Source organism: Stenotrophomonas terrae (assembly GCF_001431465.1).
In the GTDB taxonomy this organism is placed as follows: domain Bacteria; phylum Pseudomonadota; class Gammaproteobacteria; order Xanthomonadales; family Xanthomonadaceae; genus Stenotrophomonas; species Stenotrophomonas terrae.
In genome coordinates this window covers 1-19536 of sequence record NZ_LDJJ01000039.1, presented here as the reverse complement: position 1 = coordinate 19536, position 19536 = coordinate 1, and the positions used below count along the sequence as shown (strand labels likewise).

General features: G+C 65.3%; 20 protein-coding genes. 14 read left to right on the top strand and 6 right to left on the bottom strand.

Annotated features, from left to right (window positions below; genetic code table 11):
• Positions 1-152: 152 nt before the first annotated feature.
• The 4 genes from rlmM to ABB27_RS12165 all read left to right on the top strand — a co-directional run bounded on the left by rlmM (position 153) and on the right by ABB27_RS12165 (position 3736).
• On the top strand, positions 153-1208 hold the full coding sequence (rlmM, locus tag ABB27_RS12180) for a 23S rRNA (cytidine(2498)-2'-O)-methyltransferase RlmM (protein WP_057628991.1): 1056 nt from the start codon (positions 153-155) through the stop codon (positions 1206-1208).
• Positions 1209-1557: 349 nt separating this feature from the next.
• Complete coding sequence (locus ABB27_RS12175; RefSeq protein ID WP_057628997.1) at positions 1558-2463, top strand: SMP-30/gluconolactonase/LRE family protein; 906 nt, start codon at positions 1558-1560, stop codon at positions 2461-2463.
• 62 nt (positions 2464-2525) lie between these two features.
• Positions 2526-3248, top strand: a complete 723-nt coding sequence (locus tag ABB27_RS12170; RefSeq protein WP_057628990.1) for a hypothetical protein — start codon at positions 2526-2528, stop codon at positions 3246-3248.
• Positions 3249-3334: 86 nt separating this feature from the next.
• Entirely contained in the window at positions 3335-3736 is a 402-nt protein-coding gene (locus tag ABB27_RS12165) for an EF-hand domain-containing protein (RefSeq protein ID WP_057628987.1), read from the top strand.
• A 387-nt stretch (positions 3737-4123) separates the two neighbouring features.
• Here ABB27_RS12165 and ABB27_RS12160 read toward each other — a convergent pair whose 3' ends face one another.
• Together ABB27_RS12160 and ubiH are read right to left on the bottom strand one after the other, a co-directional pair.
• Positions 4124-5302: a UbiH/UbiF family hydroxylase gene (locus ABB27_RS12160; protein ID WP_057628985.1), complete on the bottom strand. Its 1179-nt coding sequence runs from the start codon at positions 5300-5302 to the stop codon at positions 4124-4126.
• On the bottom strand, positions 5299-6510 hold the full coding sequence (gene ubiH, locus ABB27_RS12155) for a 2-octaprenyl-6-methoxyphenyl hydroxylase (protein ID WP_057628984.1): 1212 nt from the start codon (positions 6508-6510) through the stop codon (positions 5299-5301). Before ubiH ends, ABB27_RS12160 begins: the two co-directional genes overlap by 4 nt.
• A 116-nt stretch (positions 6511-6626) precedes the next feature.
• Here ubiH and ABB27_RS12150 point away from each other — a divergent pair, with 116 nt between their 5' ends.
• Genes ABB27_RS12150 through ABB27_RS12105 form a run of 10 tightly spaced genes read left to right on the top strand, consistent with a single transcriptional unit; the run spans position 6627 to position 16522 of the window.
• Complete coding sequence (locus ABB27_RS12150; protein ID WP_057628981.1) at positions 6627-7208, top strand: hypothetical protein; 582 nt, start codon at positions 6627-6629, stop codon at positions 7206-7208.
• Positions 7209-7222: 14 nt separating this feature from the next.
• The gene (locus ABB27_RS12145) at positions 7223-7777 is read left to right on the top strand and encodes a cob(I)yrinic acid a,c-diamide adenosyltransferase (protein ID WP_057628979.1); all 555 of its coding nucleotides are present in this window, start codon (positions 7223-7225) and stop codon (positions 7775-7777) included.
• Positions 7778-7834: 57 nt separating this feature from the next.
• A complete protein-coding gene (locus ABB27_RS12140) occupies positions 7835-8758 on the top strand; it encodes a histone deacetylase family protein (RefSeq protein WP_057628977.1) in 924 nt (307 codons plus the stop codon).
• A 3-nt stretch (positions 8759-8761) separates the two neighbouring features.
• The gene (lptD, locus tag ABB27_RS12135) at positions 8762-11287 is read left to right on the top strand and encodes an LPS-assembly protein LptD (protein WP_083491287.1); all 2526 of its coding nucleotides are present in this window, start codon (positions 8762-8764) and stop codon (positions 11285-11287) included.
• Positions 11284-12642, top strand: coding sequence for a peptidylprolyl isomerase (locus ABB27_RS12130; protein ID WP_057628974.1), 1359 nt, complete (start codon positions 11284-11286; stop codon positions 12640-12642). The genes lptD and ABB27_RS12130 overlap by 4 nt, the downstream gene beginning before the upstream one ends.
• A gap of 3 nt (positions 12643-12645) precedes the next feature.
• Complete coding sequence (gene pdxA / locus ABB27_RS12125) at positions 12646-13626, top strand: 4-hydroxythreonine-4-phosphate dehydrogenase PdxA (protein ID WP_057628972.1); 981 nt, start codon at positions 12646-12648, stop codon at positions 13624-13626.
• A complete protein-coding gene (gene rsmA / locus ABB27_RS12120; protein ID WP_057628971.1) occupies positions 13623-14429 on the top strand; it encodes a 16S rRNA (adenine(1518)-N(6)/adenine(1519)-N(6))-dimethyltransferase RsmA in 807 nt (268 codons plus the stop codon). The genes pdxA and rsmA overlap by 4 nt, the downstream gene beginning before the upstream one ends.
• Positions 14430-14478: 49 nt before the next feature.
• Positions 14479-14862 (top strand): Co2+/Mg2+ efflux protein ApaG, encoded by a 384-nt coding sequence (apaG, locus tag ABB27_RS12115; protein WP_057628969.1) that lies wholly within the window; start codon positions 14479-14481, stop codon positions 14860-14862.
• Positions 14862-15881: a symmetrical bis(5'-nucleosyl)-tetraphosphatase gene (locus ABB27_RS12110; RefSeq protein WP_057628968.1), complete on the top strand. Its 1020-nt coding sequence runs from the start codon at positions 14862-14864 to the stop codon at positions 15879-15881. The genes apaG and ABB27_RS12110 overlap by 1 nt, the downstream gene beginning before the upstream one ends.
• Positions 15878-16522 carry a DUF1287 domain-containing protein gene (locus tag ABB27_RS12105; protein ID WP_057628967.1) on the top strand — a complete coding sequence of 215 codons (645 nt, stop codon included), beginning with the start codon at positions 15878-15880 and terminating at the stop codon, positions 16520-16522. Before ABB27_RS12110 ends, ABB27_RS12105 begins: the two co-directional genes overlap by 4 nt.
• A gap of 205 nt (positions 16523-16727) precedes the next feature.
• On the opposite strand, the gene ABB27_RS12100 is transcribed toward ABB27_RS12105, so the two are convergent.
• The 4 genes from ABB27_RS12100 to ABB27_RS12085 all read right to left on the bottom strand — a co-directional run bounded on the left by ABB27_RS12100 (position 16728) and on the right by ABB27_RS12085 (position 19485).
• Positions 16728-17219 carry a dihydrofolate reductase gene (locus ABB27_RS12100; RefSeq protein ID WP_057628994.1) on the bottom strand — a complete coding sequence of 164 codons (492 nt, stop codon included), beginning with the start codon at positions 17217-17219 and terminating at the stop codon, positions 16728-16730.
• 8 nt (positions 17220-17227) lie between these two features.
• Positions 17228-18022, bottom strand: a complete 795-nt coding sequence (locus ABB27_RS12095) for a thymidylate synthase (protein WP_057628966.1) — start codon at positions 18020-18022, stop codon at positions 17228-17230.
• On the bottom strand, positions 18019-18927 hold the full coding sequence (gene lgt, locus ABB27_RS12090) for a prolipoprotein diacylglyceryl transferase (protein WP_057628965.1): 909 nt from the start codon (positions 18925-18927) through the stop codon (positions 18019-18021). The genes ABB27_RS12095 and lgt overlap by 4 nt, the downstream gene beginning before the upstream one ends.
• A gap of 66 nt (positions 18928-18993) precedes the next feature.
• Complete coding sequence (locus ABB27_RS12085; RefSeq protein ID WP_057628964.1) at positions 18994-19485, bottom strand: TPM domain-containing protein; 492 nt, start codon at positions 19483-19485, stop codon at positions 18994-18996.
• Between the last annotated feature and the right edge of the window lie 51 nt (positions 19486-19536).

Here is a 19536-nt window from a genome sequence, read left to right as displayed (position 1 = left end):
ATCCCCTCTCCCTCCGGGAGAGGGGTTGGGGTGAGGGTCCGGCAGGCCGCATGCTGTCTGCTACCAAGCCGTGACCTACCCTCATCCGCCCCTGCGGGGCACCTTCTCCCACAGGTAGAAGGAACCCAACCTGCTCCACACCAAGGAATTCCATGACCGGCCTGCTCTGCTACTGCCGCCAAGGCTTTGAACCGGAACTGGCCGGCGAACTCAACGAACGTGCAGGTCTGGCCGGTATTGCCGGCTATGCCCGCACCCAGCGCAATGATGGCTACGTGGTGTTTGTCACCGATGAGGCCGAAGCACTGGACCAGCGCCTGCCCTGGCGTGAACTGATCTTCGCCCGCCAGAAGCTGCGGGTATTGGCCGAGCTGCCGCAGCTCGATGCCAGCGACCGCATCACCCCGATCATCGCCGCGCTGGAAGGCCAGCAACGCTTTGGCGACCTGTGGGTGGAGCACCCCGATTCGGACGCTGGCAAGCCGCTGGCTGGGCTGGCCCGCGCCTTCGGCAACGCGCTGCGCCCGGCATTGCGCAAGGCCGGTCTGCTCACCGACAAGCCCAACGGCAAGCTGCCGCGCCTGCATGTGGTGTTTGTGGATGGCACGCACGCCTTCGTCTGCGTGGCCGACACCCGCGACAGCGCGCCCTGGCTGCTCGGCATCCCGCGTCTGAAGCTGCTGCCGGATGCACCGTCGCGTTCGGCCCTGAAGCTGGAAGAAGCCTTCATGACCCTGCTTACGCCGGAAGAGCGTGAAGCACTGGTGGTGCCGGGCATGCGCGCGGCCGATCTGGGTGCGGCACCGGGCGGCTGGACCTGGGTACTGACCCGCCAGCACCTGCGTGTCAGCAGCATCGACAACGGCCCGTTGCGCCAGCACGTGCTGGATACCGGCCTGGTCGAGCACCTGCGTGCCGATGGTTTCCATTGGCAGCCGGAAACGCCCCTGGACTGGATGGTCTGCGACATGGTCGAACAGCCACGCCGCGTTGCCGAGCGCATGGGCACCTGGCTGCGCGAAGGCTGGTGCAAGCACGCCATCTTCAACCTGAAATTGCCGATGAAGAAGCGCTGGGATGAAACCCGGTTGTGCCTGGACCTGTTTGCCGACAAGGCCGGCAAGCCGCTGACCATCCGCGCCAAGCAGCTGTATCACGACCGTGAGGAAATCACGGTGTTTGTGACGCCGCGGGCCAAAGGCTTTTGATTGAAGCCCCTCTCCCGCTCAGCGGGAGAGGGGTTGGGGTGAGGGCAGCTTCTGCTCGTGCTTTCAGTTTTTGCTTGGACTTTGGCCCCTTGAGCCAGTGACAACAGCAAAGCCAAAGCCCCCTCATCCGCCCTGCGGGCACCTTCTCCCGCAAGCGGGAGAAGGGACAACAAACAAAAGCACGACCAAAGCCAAGCCACAGCCACAGCCACAGCCACAGCCACAGCCAAAGCCAAAGCCAAAGCCAAAGCTTCCCAAAGTTGCCCACGCAACCACACTCCGCTCCACCCCAACCCTCTGGCACACTCCTGCTTCCACCAATACGGAGGCCGCCGCCATCGCCCGCCAGATCACCCTTGCCCGCATCGCCGCCTCTGCGCTCATCACCCTGAGCAGCGCCGCCATTGCCGCCGAAGACTTCATCGCCCGCGACCATGTCAGCGATGGCACCTTTACCACCGGCATCGAAGGCCCGGCCACCGGTCCGGATGGCGCGCTTTACGTCGTCAACTTCGGCAAGGACGGCACCATCGGTCGCGTCGATGCAGACGGCAAGGCAACGCTGTTCCTCACCCTGCCCGAAGGCAGCGTCGGCAACGGCATCCGCTTTGGCCGTGATGGCACGATGTATATCGCCGACTATCCGCGCCACAACATCCTGCGCGTCGCGCCGGGCAGCACCACTGTCAGCGTGTTTGCCCATCTACCCGACGCACATCAGCCCAACGACATCGCGTTGGCTCCGGACGGCACGCTCTACGCCAGCGATCCGAACTGGACCAAGACCGACGAAGGCCAGTTATGGCGCATCGACCGCGACGGCAAGGTGCAACTGCTCGAATCAGGCATGGGCACTACCAACGGCATCGAAGTCAGCCCCGACGGCAAGCGTCTGTACGTCAACGAAAGCGTGCAACGCAATGTCTGGGTCTACGACCGCGGCGACGACGGCAGCCTTGCCAACAAGCGCCTGCTGATCCGTTTCGACGACCACGGCATGGACGGCATGCGTTGCGATGCTGATGGCAACCTCTACATCGCCCGCTACGACGCCGGGGTGGTTGCGGTGCTGTCCCCGCAAGGCACGTTACTGCGCGAGGTTCCGCTCAAGGGCCGCAAGCCCAGCAACGTCGCCTTCGGTGGCAGCGATGGCCGCCAGGTCTTCGTCACCCTTCAGGACCGGGGCGCGGTGGAAACCTTCCAGGCTGATCGCCCCGGCCGTGAATACGGGCTGCAGCCATCAGGCAAACCCTGAAGCCTGCTGTCTCAGCTCCTGCAATCCATATCAGGCATGCTGTAAGCCTTGGGAGGAAGGCAATGCACACCATCGAACTGAAAGACCCGGCCAGCTTCGGCACCGAGTTTCTGCGACTGACCCTGATGCAGGGTTTCCAGTCGCTGACCAAGCGTGACCTGGAACTGCTGATCTTTGTCCTGATCGAACGCGATGGCGCCATCAATCGCAGCGACTCCAATGCCGCGGTTGCCCTGCAGTTGCGGGTCACGCCGGCCAAGGTCAAGGGCCTGCGCCGTGATGGCTATGCGCGCTGGCGTGCCCTGGTGCCGGAAGAAGGCGACGCGGCCCTGCAGCGCATCGTCGCGGCGGTCCTGACCGAAGCCAATCTGCGCTCCGGGGCGAAGCACGTCAGCGAGCGCAGCCGCAAGGAAGGCTTCCTCGCCATCCGCATCGAGCACCCGGATGATGCACAGCGTTTCGAGCAGGCCATCCTCGATGTCGGCGCTATCCCGGTATACGAGCGCAACCGCGAAGTGGTGGCGGTGCGTTTCGACACCCTGCTCAAGATCGCCGAACGCTGGAACTACCTGCAGCCGGATCCGCAGGCCACGCTGGATGCCCTGAAAAAACTCGCACCGGCCTCGGAAGAAGTCGCCGACCTGTTGAAGAAGGATGTCACCCAGTTGCGCTGGGACGATCTGCGCCGTGCACTCAACAGCCTGGGTGCGAAAGCCATCAGCTCCACCGCCGAAGGCGGATTGAAGGGCTTGCTGAAGCTGGTTTTCCCCTTCATTCCTGGCTGAAACTCGCCTGTTCAGGCGTGTCGCACTACCATCGCAGCCACCTCGCCACGTCGGCGGGGCCGCTTCCGCCAATGATGAGTCGTGCCATGTCCGCGCTACGTTTCGCCCTGCCCTTGGTCTTTGCATGCCTGCTGCCCGTCACTGCCATCGCCCAGACCGCGCAGCGCCCTGCACCTGCGGTCAGCATTCCATTGAACGAAACGCCAGTGCACGTGCGCGAACAGTCACTGTCCACTGGCAAGGTCACCCATTCCACGCAGATCCTGATGCCTACCGACCAGGCCCAGGTCACCGTGCGGTCGATCCAGCCTGACAGCGTGATCGGCAATTACCGCATTGATTTCGCAGCCATGGACGTGAACGGCGACGGCTTCATCAGCCGCGAAGAAGCGCAGGTCAACCCGGCCTTGGCAGATGAGTTCAATGCGCTGGATACAGGCCGTCGCGGCAAGCTGTCACGCGAGCAGTTGGCCGGTTGGTTGCGCTGACGCAGGCTGTAGGAGCGGCGTAAGCCGCGAAGCCGGCAATGCATCCAAACCATGTAGAGCCGAGCCATGCTCGGCTGAAGCCTTACCGGTAAAGCCCCTTGCCGAGCATGGCTCGGCACTACATCACGCTGTGCCGGTAAAGCCTCTGCCGAGCATGGCTCGGCACTACGGCACGGTGCGCCGGTAGAGCCCCTTGCCGAGCATGGCTCGGCACTACGGCACGGTGCGCCGGTAAAGCCTCTGCCGAGCATGGCTCGGCACTACATCACGGTGCGCCGGTAAAGCCTCTGCCGAGCATGGCTCGGCACTACATCACGCTGTGCCGGTAAAGCCCCTGCCGAGCATGGCTCGGCACTACAGGATCGCGTTGCTCTGGACGCGGCTGGGCTACAGCCCGGAAGCGCGCTTCCAGAACATCGACATCAACGGCGGCATCTTGCCCGCCAAACCCAATAGCGCACCGCGCGCCAGGGTCAGGTGCATCTCGTCATTGGAGAACACCTTGTTGATCGCATCAAAGCTGTAAGCGGCCACCGTATTCTCGCTGCGGCGCGTGCGCGCCCAACGCTGCAGCCGATGCGGCGCGCTCCAATCCTGACGACGCTGCTTTGCCGCGCGTACCAGATCACGCAGCCCGGCCACATCACGCAAGCCCAGGTTCACGCCTTGCCCGGCCAGCGGATGCACCACATGCGCGGCATCGCCCAGGGTCAACACGCGCCCGGCGACGTACGCGGTGGCCAGCTGCCTGCGCAGCGGGAACGCCGCGCGCGCCGAAACCAGCCGCATCTCACCCAGACGGCCAGCAAAGGCATTGGTCAGCTCACGATTGAAGCTGTCCTCATCCAGCGCCAGCACGCGCTCGCCTTCTGCATCCGGCAAGGTCCAGACAATGGAACTGCGGTTGCGAGCAAACGGCAGCACCGCCAGCGGACCGGTAGCGAGGAAACGCTGCCAAGCGGTGTCTTCGTTCGGCAAGGCGCTGTCCACATAGGCCACCACGCCGCGCTGGCCATAGTCGTGGCGACTGACTTCCAGACCGGCCAGGGTACGCAGCGTGGATTCGCCACCATCGGCGGCAATCGCAATGGCGGCCTCGACACGGCGGCCATCATCCAGGCGCAGGCGCACGCCCTGCGCATCCTGTTCCATCGCCTCCACCCGCGCCGGGCAGTACAGCTGTACGCCCGCCGCCGGCAATGCCGCCCACAGACGGTCGACCAGCAGGCCGTTCTCGACGATCCAACCCAGCTCGCGGCGGCCCAGGCTGTCGGCATCGAAACTCAACTCGCCGCCACCAGCGGCATCCCATACCCGCATGCGCCGATAGGCGTGCGCGCGGGCCTGGTCCACCTGTTTCCATACGCCCAAGGTGTCCAGCAGAGCAGCGTTGTCCGCGGCAAAGGCGAACACCCGCAGGTCCGGCTTCTGCGGCGACCACGGTGGCGGCTCGCGGCCTTCCACCATCGCCACCTGCAGACCTTCCTGGGCCAGCGCCAGCGCGCAGGCTGCACCCACCACGCCGCCACCGACGATCACCGCATCCCATTGCCCACGTCGGCTCATCGCGCTTGGCTCCTGCACAATTCGGGCACCTGGCCGCGGAAGCCCATCGCTCCGCCGACCAGCAAGGACTGCAGCGCCGGGGTCTGCGCCGCGGCAACAAAACCCAGGCTGCGCAGTGGCCGTATCAGCGGCGTGGCATTGCTGGTCAAGCGCGCAAGTCCGTCGGAGAACGCCAAGGTCTGTTCACGGTCCGGGCCGCGCCGGGCCACATAGGCCTGCAGCAGTGCATCGCTGCCCGCATCCTGTGCGCCATCTTCAATCAGCTCGGCCAGGGTCAATGCATCGCGCAGGCCCAGGTTGAAGCCCTGCGCACCCAGTGGATGGATGGTCTGCGCGGCATTGCCCAGCAACAGCGCGCGCTCGCCCACCAGCTTCTGTGCCAGTACCTGGATCAGCGGGTAGGCGCTGCGTGGGCCGCTTTCCAGCAACCGCCCGGCACGCCAGCCCACTGCGGTCTGCAGCCGCGTCAACCACGCCGCATCGTCCAGCGCCATCACCGCATCGGCCTGGTCGCGGGCAACGCCGTGCACTACGCCGTAATGACGGTCGCCTCGCGGCAGCAATGCGGTGGGGCCGGTATCGGTGAAGCGCTCATAGGCGCTGCCATCCGGTGCCTTGGCCGCGCGCACCCGCGCCACAAACAAGGTCTGTTGGTAATCGTGTTCGCTGACGTCGATGCCCAGCGCCTGGCGCACCGCGCTGCGGGTGCCGTCGGCGCCGACCACCAGCCGTGCCTGCAGGCGTTGTTCGCCGGACTCGTCGGCAATGATCAGTTCACGGAGACCGTCGCGGCTTGAGCCCAGGCCGATGAAGCGGGCCGGGCGATAGCGGGTCAGGTGCTGCAGCTCGGCCAGCCGGGCTTCCAGTGCCTCGCCGAAGTCACGCGCCACCACCACCTGGCCGAAGGCCTCACGGCCGTAATCGCTGGCCTGCATCACCACCCGGCCGAAATCACCGGCGCGACTGACATGGATGCGGCGAATCGGCCCGCCCGGGTTGGTCAGCTTCTGCATCACCCCCAACGCGGTCAGGGCATTGACCGTGGCCGCCGCAAAGCTGAGGTTGCGCTGGTCGAATACCGCCGGCATCACCCCGCCCGGGGTCGCCTCGACCAGGCCCACATCCAGCCCCAGCCGGTCCAGTGCGATAGCCAGACTGGCACCGACCAGCCCGCCACCGACGATCACTACGTCATGGTTCTTGCTCATGGGCCAATGATACGGGGGATCACCCCTGCGGTTGCGCGGGCCCATGCCGCAGCGCAACCGCAGGTTCACCCCCACTGCGGCTAGAATGGCGGTCTGATTAACGGAAACCGCCACCCATGACCGCCAACGTCCAACGCGCCTTCATCCTGTCCCTGCTCGTGCTGCTGATGGCCGGCACCCGCATCAACCACTTCGCACCGGTCCCGGATGCATCGTGGGCGGTGTTCTTCATTGGTGGTTTCTACCTGCGCAACTGGACCCGTTGGGCGTTCCCGCTGTTGATGGGCCTGGCCGTGGTGGTCGACTGGGCGGTGATTTCCAGCCAGGGCATGAGCTTCTGGCAGCACTACTGCGTCTCGGCCGCCTACTGGATGCTGATCCCGGCCTACTTCGCGATGTGGGCCGGCGGCATGCTGCTGCGCCGCTACTACCGCAGCGCCAGCCTCAAGTCGCTGGGCCTGCTGGCCGTCACCGTGATTGGCTCGGTGGCCCTGTGCCACCTGATCGCCCAGGGCAGCTTCTACTGGATCAGCGCCTCGGTCGCCGAGCCGAGCTTTGCCGGCTGGGCCAAGAACTACAGCGATTGGCTGCTGCCGTACATGCGCAGTGCCGCCATGTACATCGGTGCCGCCGCGCTGGTACAGGTTGCCGTTGAAGCCAGCAGCAAGCAGTCGGCCGCTGGCCGCATTGCTCACTAAGGGCGCGCCGAGCAATGGGTAACCGCCTCTCCAAGATCTACACCCGCACCGGCGACGATGGCAGCACCGGCCTGGGTGATGGCAGCCGTACCGGCAAGGATTCGCTGCGAGTCAACGCCTATGGCACCGTCGATGAGGCCAACTCGGCCATCGGCGTGTTGCTGGCCGTGGACCTGCCTCAGGACATCCGCGACCTGCTGACCACCATCCAGCACCAGCTGTTCGACCTCGGCGGCGAGCTGTGCATCCCCGGCCACGCCGCCATCCATGGCGCCGATATCGACGCCCTGGAGCAGCACCTGGACCGTTACAACGACAACCTGCCGCCGCTGAAGGATTTCATCCTGCCAGCCGGTGGTGAAGGCGCGTCGCGCTGCCACCTGGCGCGCACCATCGTGCGCCGGGCCGAGCGTGAAACCGTGGCCCTGGCCCGGGTCGAGGATATCCGGGCCGAGGCGGTGCGCTATCTGAACCGCCTGTCCGACCTGCTGTTCGTGCTCTCACGCGTGCTTGCCCGGGTCGATGGCCAGGGCGAGGTGCTGTGGAACCACGAACGCCGTCACGGCTGATCCCTCCCTCCCACACGACGCCGCGCCCTGCGCGGCGTCGCCGGTTACAGTGCGGCCATGCTGGTATTCACCCACCCCGCCTGCCTTGAACACGATCCCGGTATCGACCACCCCGAGTCGCCGGAGCGCCTGCACGCCGTCATTTCGGCCCTGCGTGAGGAATTCCCGGATCAGCTGGAATGGCGCAACGCCCCGGCGGCCAAGCTCGGCGAGCTGGCGCGGGTGCATACCCGCGAGCTGATCGACGCCATGCTGCAGGTACAGACCGTGCCGCTGCGGCGCATCGACCTGGACACCTTCACCTCGCCTGGCTCGGCCAGCGCCGCCCTGCACGCTGCCGGGGCCGGCGTGGCTGCAGTGGATGCGGTGATGCTGGAAAACGGCAATCCGCGCGTGTTCTGCGCGGTCCGCCCACCCGGCCACCACGCCACTGCCGACACCGCGATGGGCTTCTGCCTGTTCAACAACATCGCCGTGGCCGCCGCCTATGCCCGCGACAAATACGGCCTGGAACGGGTGGCCATCGTCGATTTTGACGTGCACCACGGCAATGGCACCCAGGCCATCTTCGAAACCGACCCGAAAGTCGCCTACTACAGCAGTCACCAGTCCGGCCTGTTCCCGTTCTCGGGCAGCATGCGCGAGCGCGGCGTCGGCAATATCTGCAACATCCTGCTACCGCCGGGCAGCGGTGGGTTCCGTTTCCGCAACACCTGGGCCGACGAGATGCTGCCGCAGATCGAGGCCTTCCGGCCGCAACTTTTGTTCATTTCGGCCGGTTTCGATGCCCATATGCGTGACCCGCAGGCCGACCTGATGGTCGAAACCGAGGATTTCGGCTGGCTGACCGCCGAACTGGTAAAGCTGGCCCAGCGCCATTGCAGCGGCCGTGTGGTGTCCATGCTGGAGGGTGGCTACGACCTGCAGGCCCTGCGCGAATGCAGCGTTGCCCATGTCCAGGAGCTGCTCGCAAGCCGTTGATGGATGAACCCTGCCCGGCCCTTCCGGCAGCCTTTCATTGCCCCCATGCAGGCGATGCGGCAAGCTAGCGGCCGTTTTCCCCCGAATGCGAACCGCGTGCGCCGAGCTCTCCGCCTGCTTCCCCTGCCCCTGGGTATTGCCATCTGCCTGCCCGCCTGGGCCGACGAGAAGCCGATGAACTGGGGCCTATGCCCGGCCACCGACACCTTGCCGGCCTTCGACGAGGCCCCGCCTGCCGATCCGGTGGCAGCCGCCAACCGCGAGCAGCTGCCGACCGATATCGAAGGCAACGAGCTCACCGGCACCAGCACCATCCCGCAGTACCAGGGCAATGTGCTGCTCAAGCGTGGCGACCAGTTCATGGGCGCCGACACGCTGCGGATGGACACCGAAACCGGCAATTACATCGCCGAAGGCAATGTCCGCTATTCGGATTCCTCGATCCGGATGGTGGCCGAGCGCGCCGAGGGCAACCAGGAAACGGATTCGCACAAGATCAGCGATATCCGCTACCAGTTGGTATCCCGCCGCGGCAACGGCTCGGCCGACTCGGTGGACCTGCAGGGCTCGACCGGGCAGATGCACCACTCCAGCTACACCACCTGCGATCCCTCGCAGCCGATCTGGAAGCTGGTGGCACCGCAGATCGACGTCGACAACGAAGAAGGCTTCGGCACCGCCCGCAACGCCGTGCTGCGCATCGGCAAGGTGCCGGTGCTGTATGCGCCCTACTTCAAGTTCCCGATCGACGACCGCCGCATGACCGGCCTGCTCTATCCCAAGCTGAGCATGTCCGGGCGCAACGGCTTCGACTACGCGCAGCCGATCTATTTCAATCTGGCGCCGAACTACGACGACACCCTGACCCCGCGCTACATGAGCCAGCGCGGGCTGATGCTGAACAACGAGTTCCGCTATCTGTACTCCGGCGGCCGTGGTCAGCTCGACACCGCCTACATGCCAAACGACTCGCTGCGCGACCGCGACCGCGGCACGGCTGCGTTCAGCGGCTACCACAACATCGACAAGCACTGGCAGGCACGCGCCAACATGGCCTGGGTCAGCGACGAGCGCTATGTCGAGGACTTCGCCAATCGCCTCAACGGCATCACCGCTTCCAACCTTCGCAGCAACATAGGCCTGTACGGCACCGGCCGCGCCTGGACCGCCGGCATCATGGCCGACGAATGGCAGCTGACCGATTACACACTGACCGAGTCATCTTTGCCCTACAGTCGCCAACCGCGTCTGTTTGCCACCTGGGACGAGAATTTCGGGCACTGGTTTGAAGCCGGTGTGTATGCCGAAGCGGTGCGCTTCACCCATGATGATGTTCATTACAAGAACGGCCCCAGCCTGGACTACAGCCGCAACGGCCTGTCCAAGGCCATGCCGGGCGGCTCACGACTGGACATCAAACCCTACGTCTCGATGCCGCTGGCAGGTGCGTCCTGGTACATCACCCCGACGCTGGCCTGGCGCTACACCGCCTATGACCTGGAGCGCGGACTGGCCGACGACATCCGCGCCCGGCAGTTGCGTGCGGCCGGCATCGATCCAGCCACCGCCACTCCAGAGCAGCTGCGCGGCAACACCTCGCCCAGCCGCAGCATGCCCATCGCCAGCATCGACATGGGCCTGTTCTTCGACCGCGAGACCACGCTGGGGGGCAAGTCCTACCTGCATACGCTGGAACCGCGTCTGTTCTACCTGAACACGCCGTACCGCGACCAGTCGGACCTGCCGCTGTTCGACACCCGCGCCTTCACCTTCAGCTGGGGCCAGTTGTTCCGCGACTCGCGTTTCACCGGCGCCGACCGCCAGAACGATGCCAACCAGCTGACCACGGCGTTGACCACGCGGCTGATCCGCCAGGCCGATGGCCGCGAAAAGCTCTCGGCCAGCATCGGCCAGATCACCTATTTCGAAGATTCCCAGGTCACCGTCAACCCCGGCGACCCGGTGGTGAGCGAAAGCAAGTCCGCCTGGGTGGCCGACGTCAACTGGGCGCTGACCGACCGCTGGACCCTGGGCACCACCTACCAGTGGAATCCCAAGTTCCGCAAGGAAGACCTGGCCAGCGTACGCGCCCGCTACCTGCTGCCCGACGACGGCGTGATCAACCTGAGCTACCGCTACCGCGGCAATCCGACCACCGGCCAGGACCAGCTCAAGCAGGCCGATTTCTCCTTCCTGTACCCGATCAACCCGCGCTGGAGCATCGTCGGCCGTTACTACTACTCCATGCTCGACAGCAAGCCGCTGGAAATCATCGGTGGCGTGCAGTGGGACAGCTGCTGCCTGGCCGTGCGTGCACTGGCACGCCGCTATGTCAAAAACCGCGAAGGTGACCTCAACAATTCGTTCCAGATCGAGTTCGTGCTCAAGGGCCTGAGCTCGGTTGGACAGGACACGGACCGCACCTTGCGCCGTGCTATTCTCGGCTACAACCGAGACGACCTCTACCTCGTTCCGCCAAGCAACATCGAAGCGAACGACGACGACTACGATCCCAACCAGATTCCATGACCAAGACCCTTCCTGCAGTCCTCGCCACCTTGTTGGCGTTCTCCGGCGTTGCCGCCCCGGCTGTTGCACAGCAGACGCAACCGCTGGATCGCATCGCCGCCATTGTTGACGAAGGCGTGATCCTGCAGAGCGAACTGCAGCGTGCGGTCGCCAACATCAAGAGCCAGTACGCCGGCCGCGAAGCCCAGCTGCCGCCCGACGCGGTGCTGGAGCGCCAGGTGCTGGAGCGCCTGGTCCTGGTCAAGCTACAGGTGGCACGCGCCGATGGCAGCGGCATCCGCGTCAGCGACGAAGAACTCAACCACGCCATCAGCAGCATTGCCCAGCAGAACGGTACCAATGTGGATGGCCTGCGCCAGCGTCTGGCCCAGGACGGGATCGGTTTCCCCGACTTCCGCAACTCGGTGCGCGAGGAAATCATCACCCAGCGCCTGCGTCAGAGCTTCGCCCAGAGCCGCATCAGTGTCAGCGAAGGTGAAGTGGATGCCGCGCTGGCCCAGCAGAATGCCGGCGGCGCCCAGTTCCACCTGGCTCACATCCTGATCGCGCTGCCCGAAGGTGCCAGCGCCGAGCAGATCGCCACCGGCCAGAGCAAGGTCGACGGCGTCAAGGGCCTGCTGGACAAGGGTGAGCTGGACTTCTCCGCTGCCGCCGTCCGTTACTCGGACAGCCCCAACGCGCTGGAAGGCGGCGATCTGGGCTGGCGCAGTGCCGACGAAATCCCCAGCGCATTCGCCAACCAGATCAAGACCATGAAGGCCGGCGATGTGCTCGGCCCGATCCGCGGACCGAGCGGCTTCCAGCTGCTCAAGCTGGTGGAAGTACGAGACGGCGATGCCGGCGGCGATGGCCAGAAGGTCACCGAATACCACGCCCGCCACATCCTGGTGCGCGTCACCGACCAGGTGGACGATGCCGCCGCCAAGGCCAAGATCGAGACCCTGCGCGCCCGCATCAACGGCGGCGCTGACTTCCAGACCGTGGCCAAGGAGTCGTCCGACGACACCAACAGCCGTGGTCAGGGCGGTGATCTGGGCTGGTTCCCGGCCGATGCATTCGGTCCGGAGTTCGGCAAGCAGGTTGAAGGCCTGGCCGACAACGGCGTGGGCACCCCGTTCCGCACCGACGCCGGCTGGCACATCGTGCAGCGCGTGGGTTCGCGCCAGACCGACGTCAGCGACAACAACAAGCGTGCGCAGATCCGTGAACAGATCGGCCGCCGCAAGCTGGACGACGAGTACAACCGTTTCCTGCAGGAACTGCGTGGCGAAGCCTATGTCAGCTTCCGCAGCGGCGACCGTGCCGAAGGCAACGCCGACTCGACCAGCACGCCGGCTGAGCCGGCCAAGCCCTGATCCATGGCTGCCCAGCTCGCTCTGGTTCCGGGCGAGCCCTCCGGGATCGGCCCGGAACTTTGCATACGTCTTGCCCAACAGCCGCGCAGTGACTGCCGGCTGTTGGCGTTTGCGGACCCCGATACCCTGCAGGCCGCTGCCCGCGCGCTGAAGCTGCCGCTGCAGCTGCTGCCTGAACACGCACACGCCCGTCAGCCCGGCGATCTGCGCCTGCGTGAGGTCCGCAACGCCACTCCCTCTCAGTTCGGCCAGGCCGACCCCCGCAACGCACGCGCGGTGATCGATGCCCTGCTCAATGCCGGCCAGGCCTGCCTGGATGGCAGCCTCGACGGCGTGGTCACCGGCCCGGTGCACAAGGCGGTGATCAACCAGGGCGGCATCGCCTATAGCGGCACCACCGAGCTGCTGGCCAACCAGGCCGGTGTCGAGGTGGTGATGATGCTGGCCAATGACATCGTGCGCGTCGCGCTGGCCACCACCCACCTGCCGCTGCGCGAGGTTGCCGATGCCATCAGCGCTGACAGCCTGCGCAAAGTCATCCATACGATCCATGCCGCCCTGCGCCGCGACTTCGGTCTGGCCGCGCCGCGCATCGCCGTGCTCGGGCTCAACCCGCATGCCGGCGAAGACGGCCACCTGGGCCGCGAAGAGCTGGACCTGATCATCCCGCTGCTCGAGCAGCTGCGCGGCGAAGGCCTGAACCTGATTGGCCCGTTGCCCGCCGATACCGCCTTCCTGCCGGCCAAGCTCGCCGGTTTCGATGCGGTGCTGGCGATGTACCACGACCAGGGCCTGCCAGTGCTCAAGTACAGCGGTTTCGAGCAGGCCACCAATATCACCCTGGGCCTGCCCTACCCGCGCGTCGCCGTGGACCATGGCACCGCCCTGGACCTGGCCGGCAAGGGCCTGGCCGACCCTTCCAGTCTGTTTGCCGCCACCGCTTTATGCGCGCAGCTGGCTGCACAACGTAAAATCACCCCATGAATTCAGATCATTCCCCGCGCACCGGCTTCACCGCCCCGGCGAAAAAGCAGCTTGGCCAGCACTTTCTGGCCGACAAGTACTACGTCGAGAAGATCGTGTTGGCGGTTGACCCCAAGGGCGACGACCGCCTGGTCGAGATCGGCCCGGGCCAGGGTGCCATCACCTTTCCGCTGCTGCGCCGCCACCCCAAGCTGACCGTGATCGAGTTCGATCGCGACCTGATCGTGCCGCTGACCGAAGCCGCCGCCCCGCTGGGCGAGCTGACCATCGTCCACAGCGATGTGCTGCGGGTGAACTTCACCGAGCTGGCAGCCGGCGGCACCATCCGCCTGGTCGGCAACCTGCCCTACAACATCTCCTCGCCGATCCTGTTCCACGCGCTGGACCACGCCGCGGCGATCTCGGACATGACCTTCATGCTGCAGAAGGAAGTGGTCGACCGCATGGCCGCCGGCCCCGGCAGCAAGGTCTACGGCCGCCTGAGCGTGATGCTGCAGGCCTTCTGCGAGGTAAAGGCACTGTTCGTGGTGCCGCCGGGCGCGTTCCGGCCGCCGCCGAAGGTGGACTCGGCCGTGGTCCGGCTGGTTCCGCGTGACCCGGCCACGGTGGGCATCAACGACCGCAAACGCTTCGCCGACGTGGTCAGGGCCGCCTTTGGCCAACGCCGCAAGACGCTGCGCAACGCGCTCAACGGCGTCATCGACCAGACCCAGTTCGAAGCTGCCGGCGTACGCAGCGATGCCCGCGCCGAACAGCTGGAAGTTGCCGATTTCATCAGGCTTGCCAACCTGCCGCACGAATAAGCGCTGCATACACGCAAACCGATCACCTGCTTTTGCTTACACTCCCCCCATGGAAGACAACCGCCACTACGCGATCGAGATCGAGGTCTCGCCTCGTTTCATCGACGACCAGTCGGCCCCTGAAGACGGCCGCTTTGCGTTCGCCTACACGATCCGCATCCACAACCGCGGCACCATGCCAGCCCGGCTGATCAGCCGCCATTGGCGCATCACCGACGGCGAAGGCCGGGTTGAGCACGTGGATGGCGACGGCGTGGTCGGCGAACAGCCACGGCTGCGCCCCGGCGAAGAGTTCCGTTACACCTCCGGGGTGATGCTCGGCACCGAGCGCGGCACCATGCAAGGCCACTACGACATGATCGCCGACGACGGCACCGAGTTTGCCGCGCCGATCGCGCCGTTCGTACTCGCCATTCCAAGGACGCTGCACTGATGGCGACCTGGGCAATCGGCGACCTGCAGGGCTGCTACGACGTCACCCAGCGGCTGCTGGAGAAAATCAACTTCGACCCGGCTGCGGACAAACTGTGGTTTGCCGGTGACCTGGTCAATCGTGGCGGGCAGTCGCTGGAGACGCTGCGGCTGGTACATTCGCTGCGCGAACACAGCGTCACCGTGCTCGGCAACCACGACCTGTCGTTGCTGGCCATCGGTGCCCGCAGCGAGGAGGAACAGCGCAAGGTCAACCCGGACCTGCAGCGCATCGTGCTGGCCGAGGACCGCGACGTATTGCTGGACTGGCTGCGCATGCAGAAGCTGGTACACGTGGACCGCGAACTGGGCTGGATGATGTTCCATGCCGGGCTGGCCCCGAAGTGGACCGTGGCGCTGGCCGAAAAGCACGCCCGTGAAGTCGAGCAGCAGCTGCATGGCAATGGCTACCGCAAGCTGTTCCGCAACATGTATGGCGACAAGCCGGCCTGGTCGCCGGGCTTGAGTGGCTATGACCGCTCGCGCGCCATCATCAACATCTTCACCCGCATGCGTTACTGCACCCCGAGTGGGCGTATCGGCATGGAAGACAAGGGCACGCCCGGCACCCAGCCGCAGGGCATGTACCCCTGGTTTGAAGTACCGGGCCGGGTCGAACGCGAACTGAAGATGGTCTGCGGCCATTGGTCTGCGTTGGGCCTGACCATCACCCAGGGCGTGCACGCCATCGATACCGGTGCGGTCTGGGGCGGCAAGCTCACCGCCCTGCAGTTGGACAGTGAAGACCTGCGCGTGGTGCAGGTTCCGGGCCGCGATGTGCCGGCACCGGTGCCCGGCCAGCATCCGCCGCGCAAGCCGCGCGTGGAAGCAAAAGCGGACCCCAAGCCCGAAGCCAAACCGGAAGCAGTACGCCCCGAGCGCAACGGCGAACAGCGCCGTCGCCCGCGTCGCCACCGCCCGCGTGGCAGGAACGGCAACAACAGCCCGCCCACGCCCGACAGCAACGGGCCTGCCGCATGAGTCGCTGGCCATCAGCCTTGCTGCTGATGGCCACGGCATTGCTTGCTGGCTGCCGTCCGCAAAGCGAAGGCAACGCCGCCGCCCCGCAAACACAATCCCCGCCCGAACCGGCAGCAGCACCGCTCGCTTCGCCGCCACTGGTTGCGGCCGCCCGCGCACAGATCGGGATAACCACCCGCTACGACCCGGCGTACTTTTCCCTGTCCTATCCCAACGGTGACCCGCCGTCGGATCGCGGCGTCTGCACCGATGTGGTGATCCGTGCCCTGCGCACGCAGCAGCTGGATCTGCAGCAGCGCATCCACGAGGACATGCGTGGGGATTTCGCTGCCTATCCACAGCTATGGCGGTTGTCGCGGCCAGACCGGAACATCGACCACCGCCGCGTCCCCAACCAGATGCGCTGGTTCCAGCGGCAGGGCTGGGAACTGCCGATCAGCACCCGCGCCGATGACTACGCCGCCGGCGACATCGTGGCCTGGAAGCTCAATGGCCACGGCCTGCTGCACGTGGGCATCGTCTCGGATCGGCGCCTGGCCGATGGCACCCCGCTGGTATTGCACAACATCGCGCAGGGCACGCAGGAGCAGGACCTGCTGTTCCGGCACACGATCATTGGGCATTACCGGATGCCGGGATGATTGTTGGGTTGGGTTGAAGCGAAGCGCTGAGAGCAAAGAGCTACAAGCTCCCCCTCCCCAGCCCTCCCCTTGGCTACGCCAAAGGGAGGGGGTTACAGCCTTGGCTGCGCGGGATGGTGCAGCCGTCGAGATCGGCCCCCTCCCTTTGGCGTAGCCAAGGGGAGGGCTGGGGAGGGGTAGCTTCAAGCTTCAGATAGAACCCGACTCAACGCCGCACGTAATGCACGAACCAGAAAGCAAACGCATGCCGCTCATCGGCTGCATGTACCTGGCTATCCAACTCACGCCACAAGGCCGGATCCACTTCCGGGAAATGCGTATCGGCGGTCACCTCGGTATCCACCAAGGTCAGGTACAGATCGGTGGCCTGATCCATCAGCAGACGATAGATCTCACCGCCGCCGATCACGCACAACTCATCAGCACCTTCACCGATGGCAATCGCCCGCGCCTCATCCAGCGAAGCCACCGCCTGCATGCCAGCAAATGGCACCTGCCCGCTGCGGGTCAACACCAGGTTGGTCCGCCCCGGCAGCGCGCGGCCCAGCGACTGCGCGGTCTTGCGCCCCATCAGGATCGGCTTGCCCAGGGTCAGCGCCTTGAAGTGCTTGAAGTCATCCGGCAGATGCCACGGCATCGCATTGTCATGGCCAATGCCGTGATTGCGATCCAGTGCGGCGATCATCGACAGCTTCATTTTGCCGCTCACACCGCCACCGGCGCCTTGATGGCCGGATGCGGGTCGTAGCCATCGATGCGGACGTCATCGAACTGGAAGCCGAACAGGTCGGTCACGTCCGGGTTCAACCACAACTTGGGCAGCGCGCGCGGCGCGCGTGACAGCTGCTCGCGTGCCTGTTCGTAGTGGTTGGAATAGATATGCGCATCGCCCAGCGTATGCACGAAATCGCCCACACCCAGGCCGGTGGCCTGCGCCACCATATGCGTCAGCAAGGCATAGCTGGCGATGTTGAACGGCACGCCGAGGAAGATGTCACCGCTGCGCTGGTACAGCTGGCAGCTGAGCTTGCCGTCGACCACGTAGAACTGGAACAGGTTGTGGCAGGGCATCAAGGCCATCTGCGACAACTCACCCACGTTCCAGGCGCTGACCACCAGCCGCCGCGAGTCTGGATTGCGCTTGATCTCGTCCACCAGCCACTGCATCTGGTCGATTTCGCGGCCATCGGCGGTAGCCCAGCTGCGCCACTGCTTGCCGTAGACCGGGCCGAGATCGCCATTGGCATCGGCCCACTCGTCCCAGATGTTGACCTTGTTGTCCTTGAGGTAAGCGATATTGGTATCGCCCTTCAGGAACCACAGCAGCTCATGGATGATCGAGCGCAGGTGCAGCTTCTTGGTGGTGACCAGCGGGAATCCCTGGTTGAGGTCGAAGCGCATCTGCCAACCAAACACGCTGCGCGTGCCAGTGCCGGTGCGGTCCGATTTCTCGGTGCCGTGCTCCATCACATGCTGCAGCAGATCCAGATATTGCTTCATGCCTTCTTCTCTTCCAGTGGGAGCACCGGCTGCAATACCGGCGCGCGCCGCGACATTGCCAGCAGCACCAGGCCCAGCACGATCAACGGCAGGCTCAGGATCTGGCCACGGGTCAACCAGTCGAACGCGACATAGACGCCGTTGTCGGGCATGCGTACGAACTCGACCAGGAAGCGGAAACAACCATACATCAGCGCGAACATGCCGGACACCGCATAACGCGGGCGCGGCTTCATCGAGTAGAACCACAGCACCAGGAACATCACCAGGCCTTCCAGCAGCGCTTCATACAGCTGCGAGGGATGCCGTGCGTACTGGGTGAGCAGGCCGGCAGCGTAATCCTGCTGAATCTGCGCAGCGGACAGCAGCTGCTCCATTGCCGGCAAGCCAGCCGGAATGTCCTTCAGCGGCGAATGCGGGAACACCACGCCCCAACCGGCATTGGTGAACTTGCCGTACAGCTCGCCACCAATGAAGTTGCCAAGGCGGCCGAAGCCCAGGCCCAGCGGCACCAGCGGCGCGACGAAGTCGATGGTGTCGAAGAAATGCAGCTTGTACTTGCGCGTCCACCAAGCGCCGGCAATCAGCACACCGAGCAGGCCGCCGTGGAAACTCATGCCGCCTTCCCAGACCCGCAGCAGTATCAGCGGATTACTGAGGAAATCGGCAGTGGCATAGAACAGCATGTAGCCGATACGCCCGCCCAGCACCACGCCCAGCATCGCGTAGAACAGCAGGTCGGAGAAGCCGTTCATGTCCACGCCCGGCAGGCGCCCGGCAAGAATGCGCGAGCGGCCCAGCCACCAGGCGGCGGCAAAGCCGAGCAGGTACATGATGCCGTACCAGTGCACATCGATCGGCCCCAGCGAGAAAGCGATGGGATCTATGTCATGTAGAAAGAGCATGCGGGCACTGTCAGGCGAACCAGTCCCTATTCTCGGGGTAGCAGCCCTTGCCACTCAACCCATGGTTCAGCCGAAGACCTGCGGGCGGTCAGGCAGCTCGTTGCGCTGACGCCCCGCCGGATCAGGCGGAAAGTGTGCTGCCAGCAGCTGCGAGACCTCTTCCACCGCCGCCAACACCGCCGCCTCCTGGCTGTTTCCGTTCAGCTGCTGACGCAGGTGGTCGCAGATGAGCTGCCATTGCGCGGCATCCACCCGCGCCTGCAGGCCACGGTCAGCGACGATTTCGATGGCATGGTCGGCCAGCAACAGGTAGATCAGCACCCCGTTGTTGGCCTCGGTATCCCAGGTGCGCAGCACCGCGAAGGCATGTTCGGCCCGCTCACGCGCGCTTGTGCCCTTCCACAGCAAGGCCAGCGGCAGGTCGGACTCGACCGCGAACATCACCTGGCCGCCGTGCAGGCGCTCACCCTCGGCAATGGCATGGGCGATCCGGTCCAGGCTGGTTTCCGGGAACGCGGCATGTGCGGACGGCGCGAAGAAATGTCGTAACCAGCGCATCACCAGCTCCCCGAGGCGCCACCGCCTCCCGAACGCCCACCACCACCGCCC

What these genes read in the sequence shown, in the direction of transcription:
- rlmM (WP_057628991.1), top strand. Translation starts at nt 153, where the DNA reads ATGACCGGCCTGCTCTGCTACTGCCGCCAAGGCTTTGAACCGGAACTG.
- ABB27_RS12170 (WP_057628990.1), top strand. Translation starts at nt 2,526, where the DNA reads ATGCACACCATCGAACTGAAAGACCCGGCCAGCTTCGGCACCGAGTTT.
- ABB27_RS12165 (WP_057628987.1), top strand. Translation starts at nt 3,335, where the DNA reads ATGTCCGCGCTACGTTTCGCCCTGCCCTTGGTCTTTGCATGCCTGCTG.
- ABB27_RS12160 (WP_057628985.1), bottom strand. Translation starts at nt 5,302, where the DNA reads ATGAGCCGACGTGGGCAATGGGATGCGGTGATCGTCGGTGGCGGCGTG.
- ubiH (WP_057628984.1), bottom strand. Translation starts at nt 6,510, where the DNA reads ATGAGCAAGAACCATGACGTAGTGATCGTCGGTGGCGGGCTGGTCGGT.
- ABB27_RS12150 (WP_057628981.1), top strand. Translation starts at nt 6,627, where the DNA reads ATGACCGCCAACGTCCAACGCGCCTTCATCCTGTCCCTGCTCGTGCTG.
- ABB27_RS12145 (WP_057628979.1), top strand. Translation starts at nt 7,223, where the DNA reads ATGGGTAACCGCCTCTCCAAGATCTACACCCGCACCGGCGACGATGGC.
- ABB27_RS12140 (WP_057628977.1), top strand. Translation starts at nt 7,835, where the DNA reads ATGCTGGTATTCACCCACCCCGCCTGCCTTGAACACGATCCCGGTATC.
- lptD (WP_083491287.1), top strand. Translation starts at nt 8,762, where the DNA reads ATGAACCCTGCCCGGCCCTTCCGGCAGCCTTTCATTGCCCCCATGCAG.
- ABB27_RS12130 (WP_057628974.1), top strand. Translation starts at nt 11,284, where the DNA reads ATGACCAAGACCCTTCCTGCAGTCCTCGCCACCTTGTTGGCGTTCTCC.
- pdxA (WP_057628972.1), top strand. Translation starts at nt 12,646, where the DNA reads ATGGCTGCCCAGCTCGCTCTGGTTCCGGGCGAGCCCTCCGGGATCGGC.
- rsmA (WP_057628971.1), top strand. Translation starts at nt 13,623, where the DNA reads ATGAATTCAGATCATTCCCCGCGCACCGGCTTCACCGCCCCGGCGAAA.
- apaG (WP_057628969.1), top strand. Translation starts at nt 14,479, where the DNA reads ATGGAAGACAACCGCCACTACGCGATCGAGATCGAGGTCTCGCCTCGT.
- ABB27_RS12110 (WP_057628968.1), top strand. Translation starts at nt 14,862, where the DNA reads ATGGCGACCTGGGCAATCGGCGACCTGCAGGGCTGCTACGACGTCACC.
- ABB27_RS12105 (WP_057628967.1), top strand. Translation starts at nt 15,878, where the DNA reads ATGAGTCGCTGGCCATCAGCCTTGCTGCTGATGGCCACGGCATTGCTT.
- ABB27_RS12100 (WP_057628994.1), bottom strand. Translation starts at nt 17,219, where the DNA reads ATGAAGCTGTCGATGATCGCCGCACTGGATCGCAATCACGGCATTGGC.
- ABB27_RS12095 (WP_057628966.1), bottom strand. Translation starts at nt 18,022, where the DNA reads ATGAAGCAATATCTGGATCTGCTGCAGCATGTGATGGAGCACGGCACC.
- lgt (WP_057628965.1), bottom strand. Translation starts at nt 18,927, where the DNA reads ATGCTCTTTCTACATGACATAGATCCCATCGCTTTCTCGCTGGGGCCG.
- ABB27_RS12085 (WP_057628964.1), bottom strand. Translation starts at nt 19,485, where the DNA reads ATGCGCTGGTTACGACATTTCTTCGCGCCGTCCGCACATGCCGCGTTC.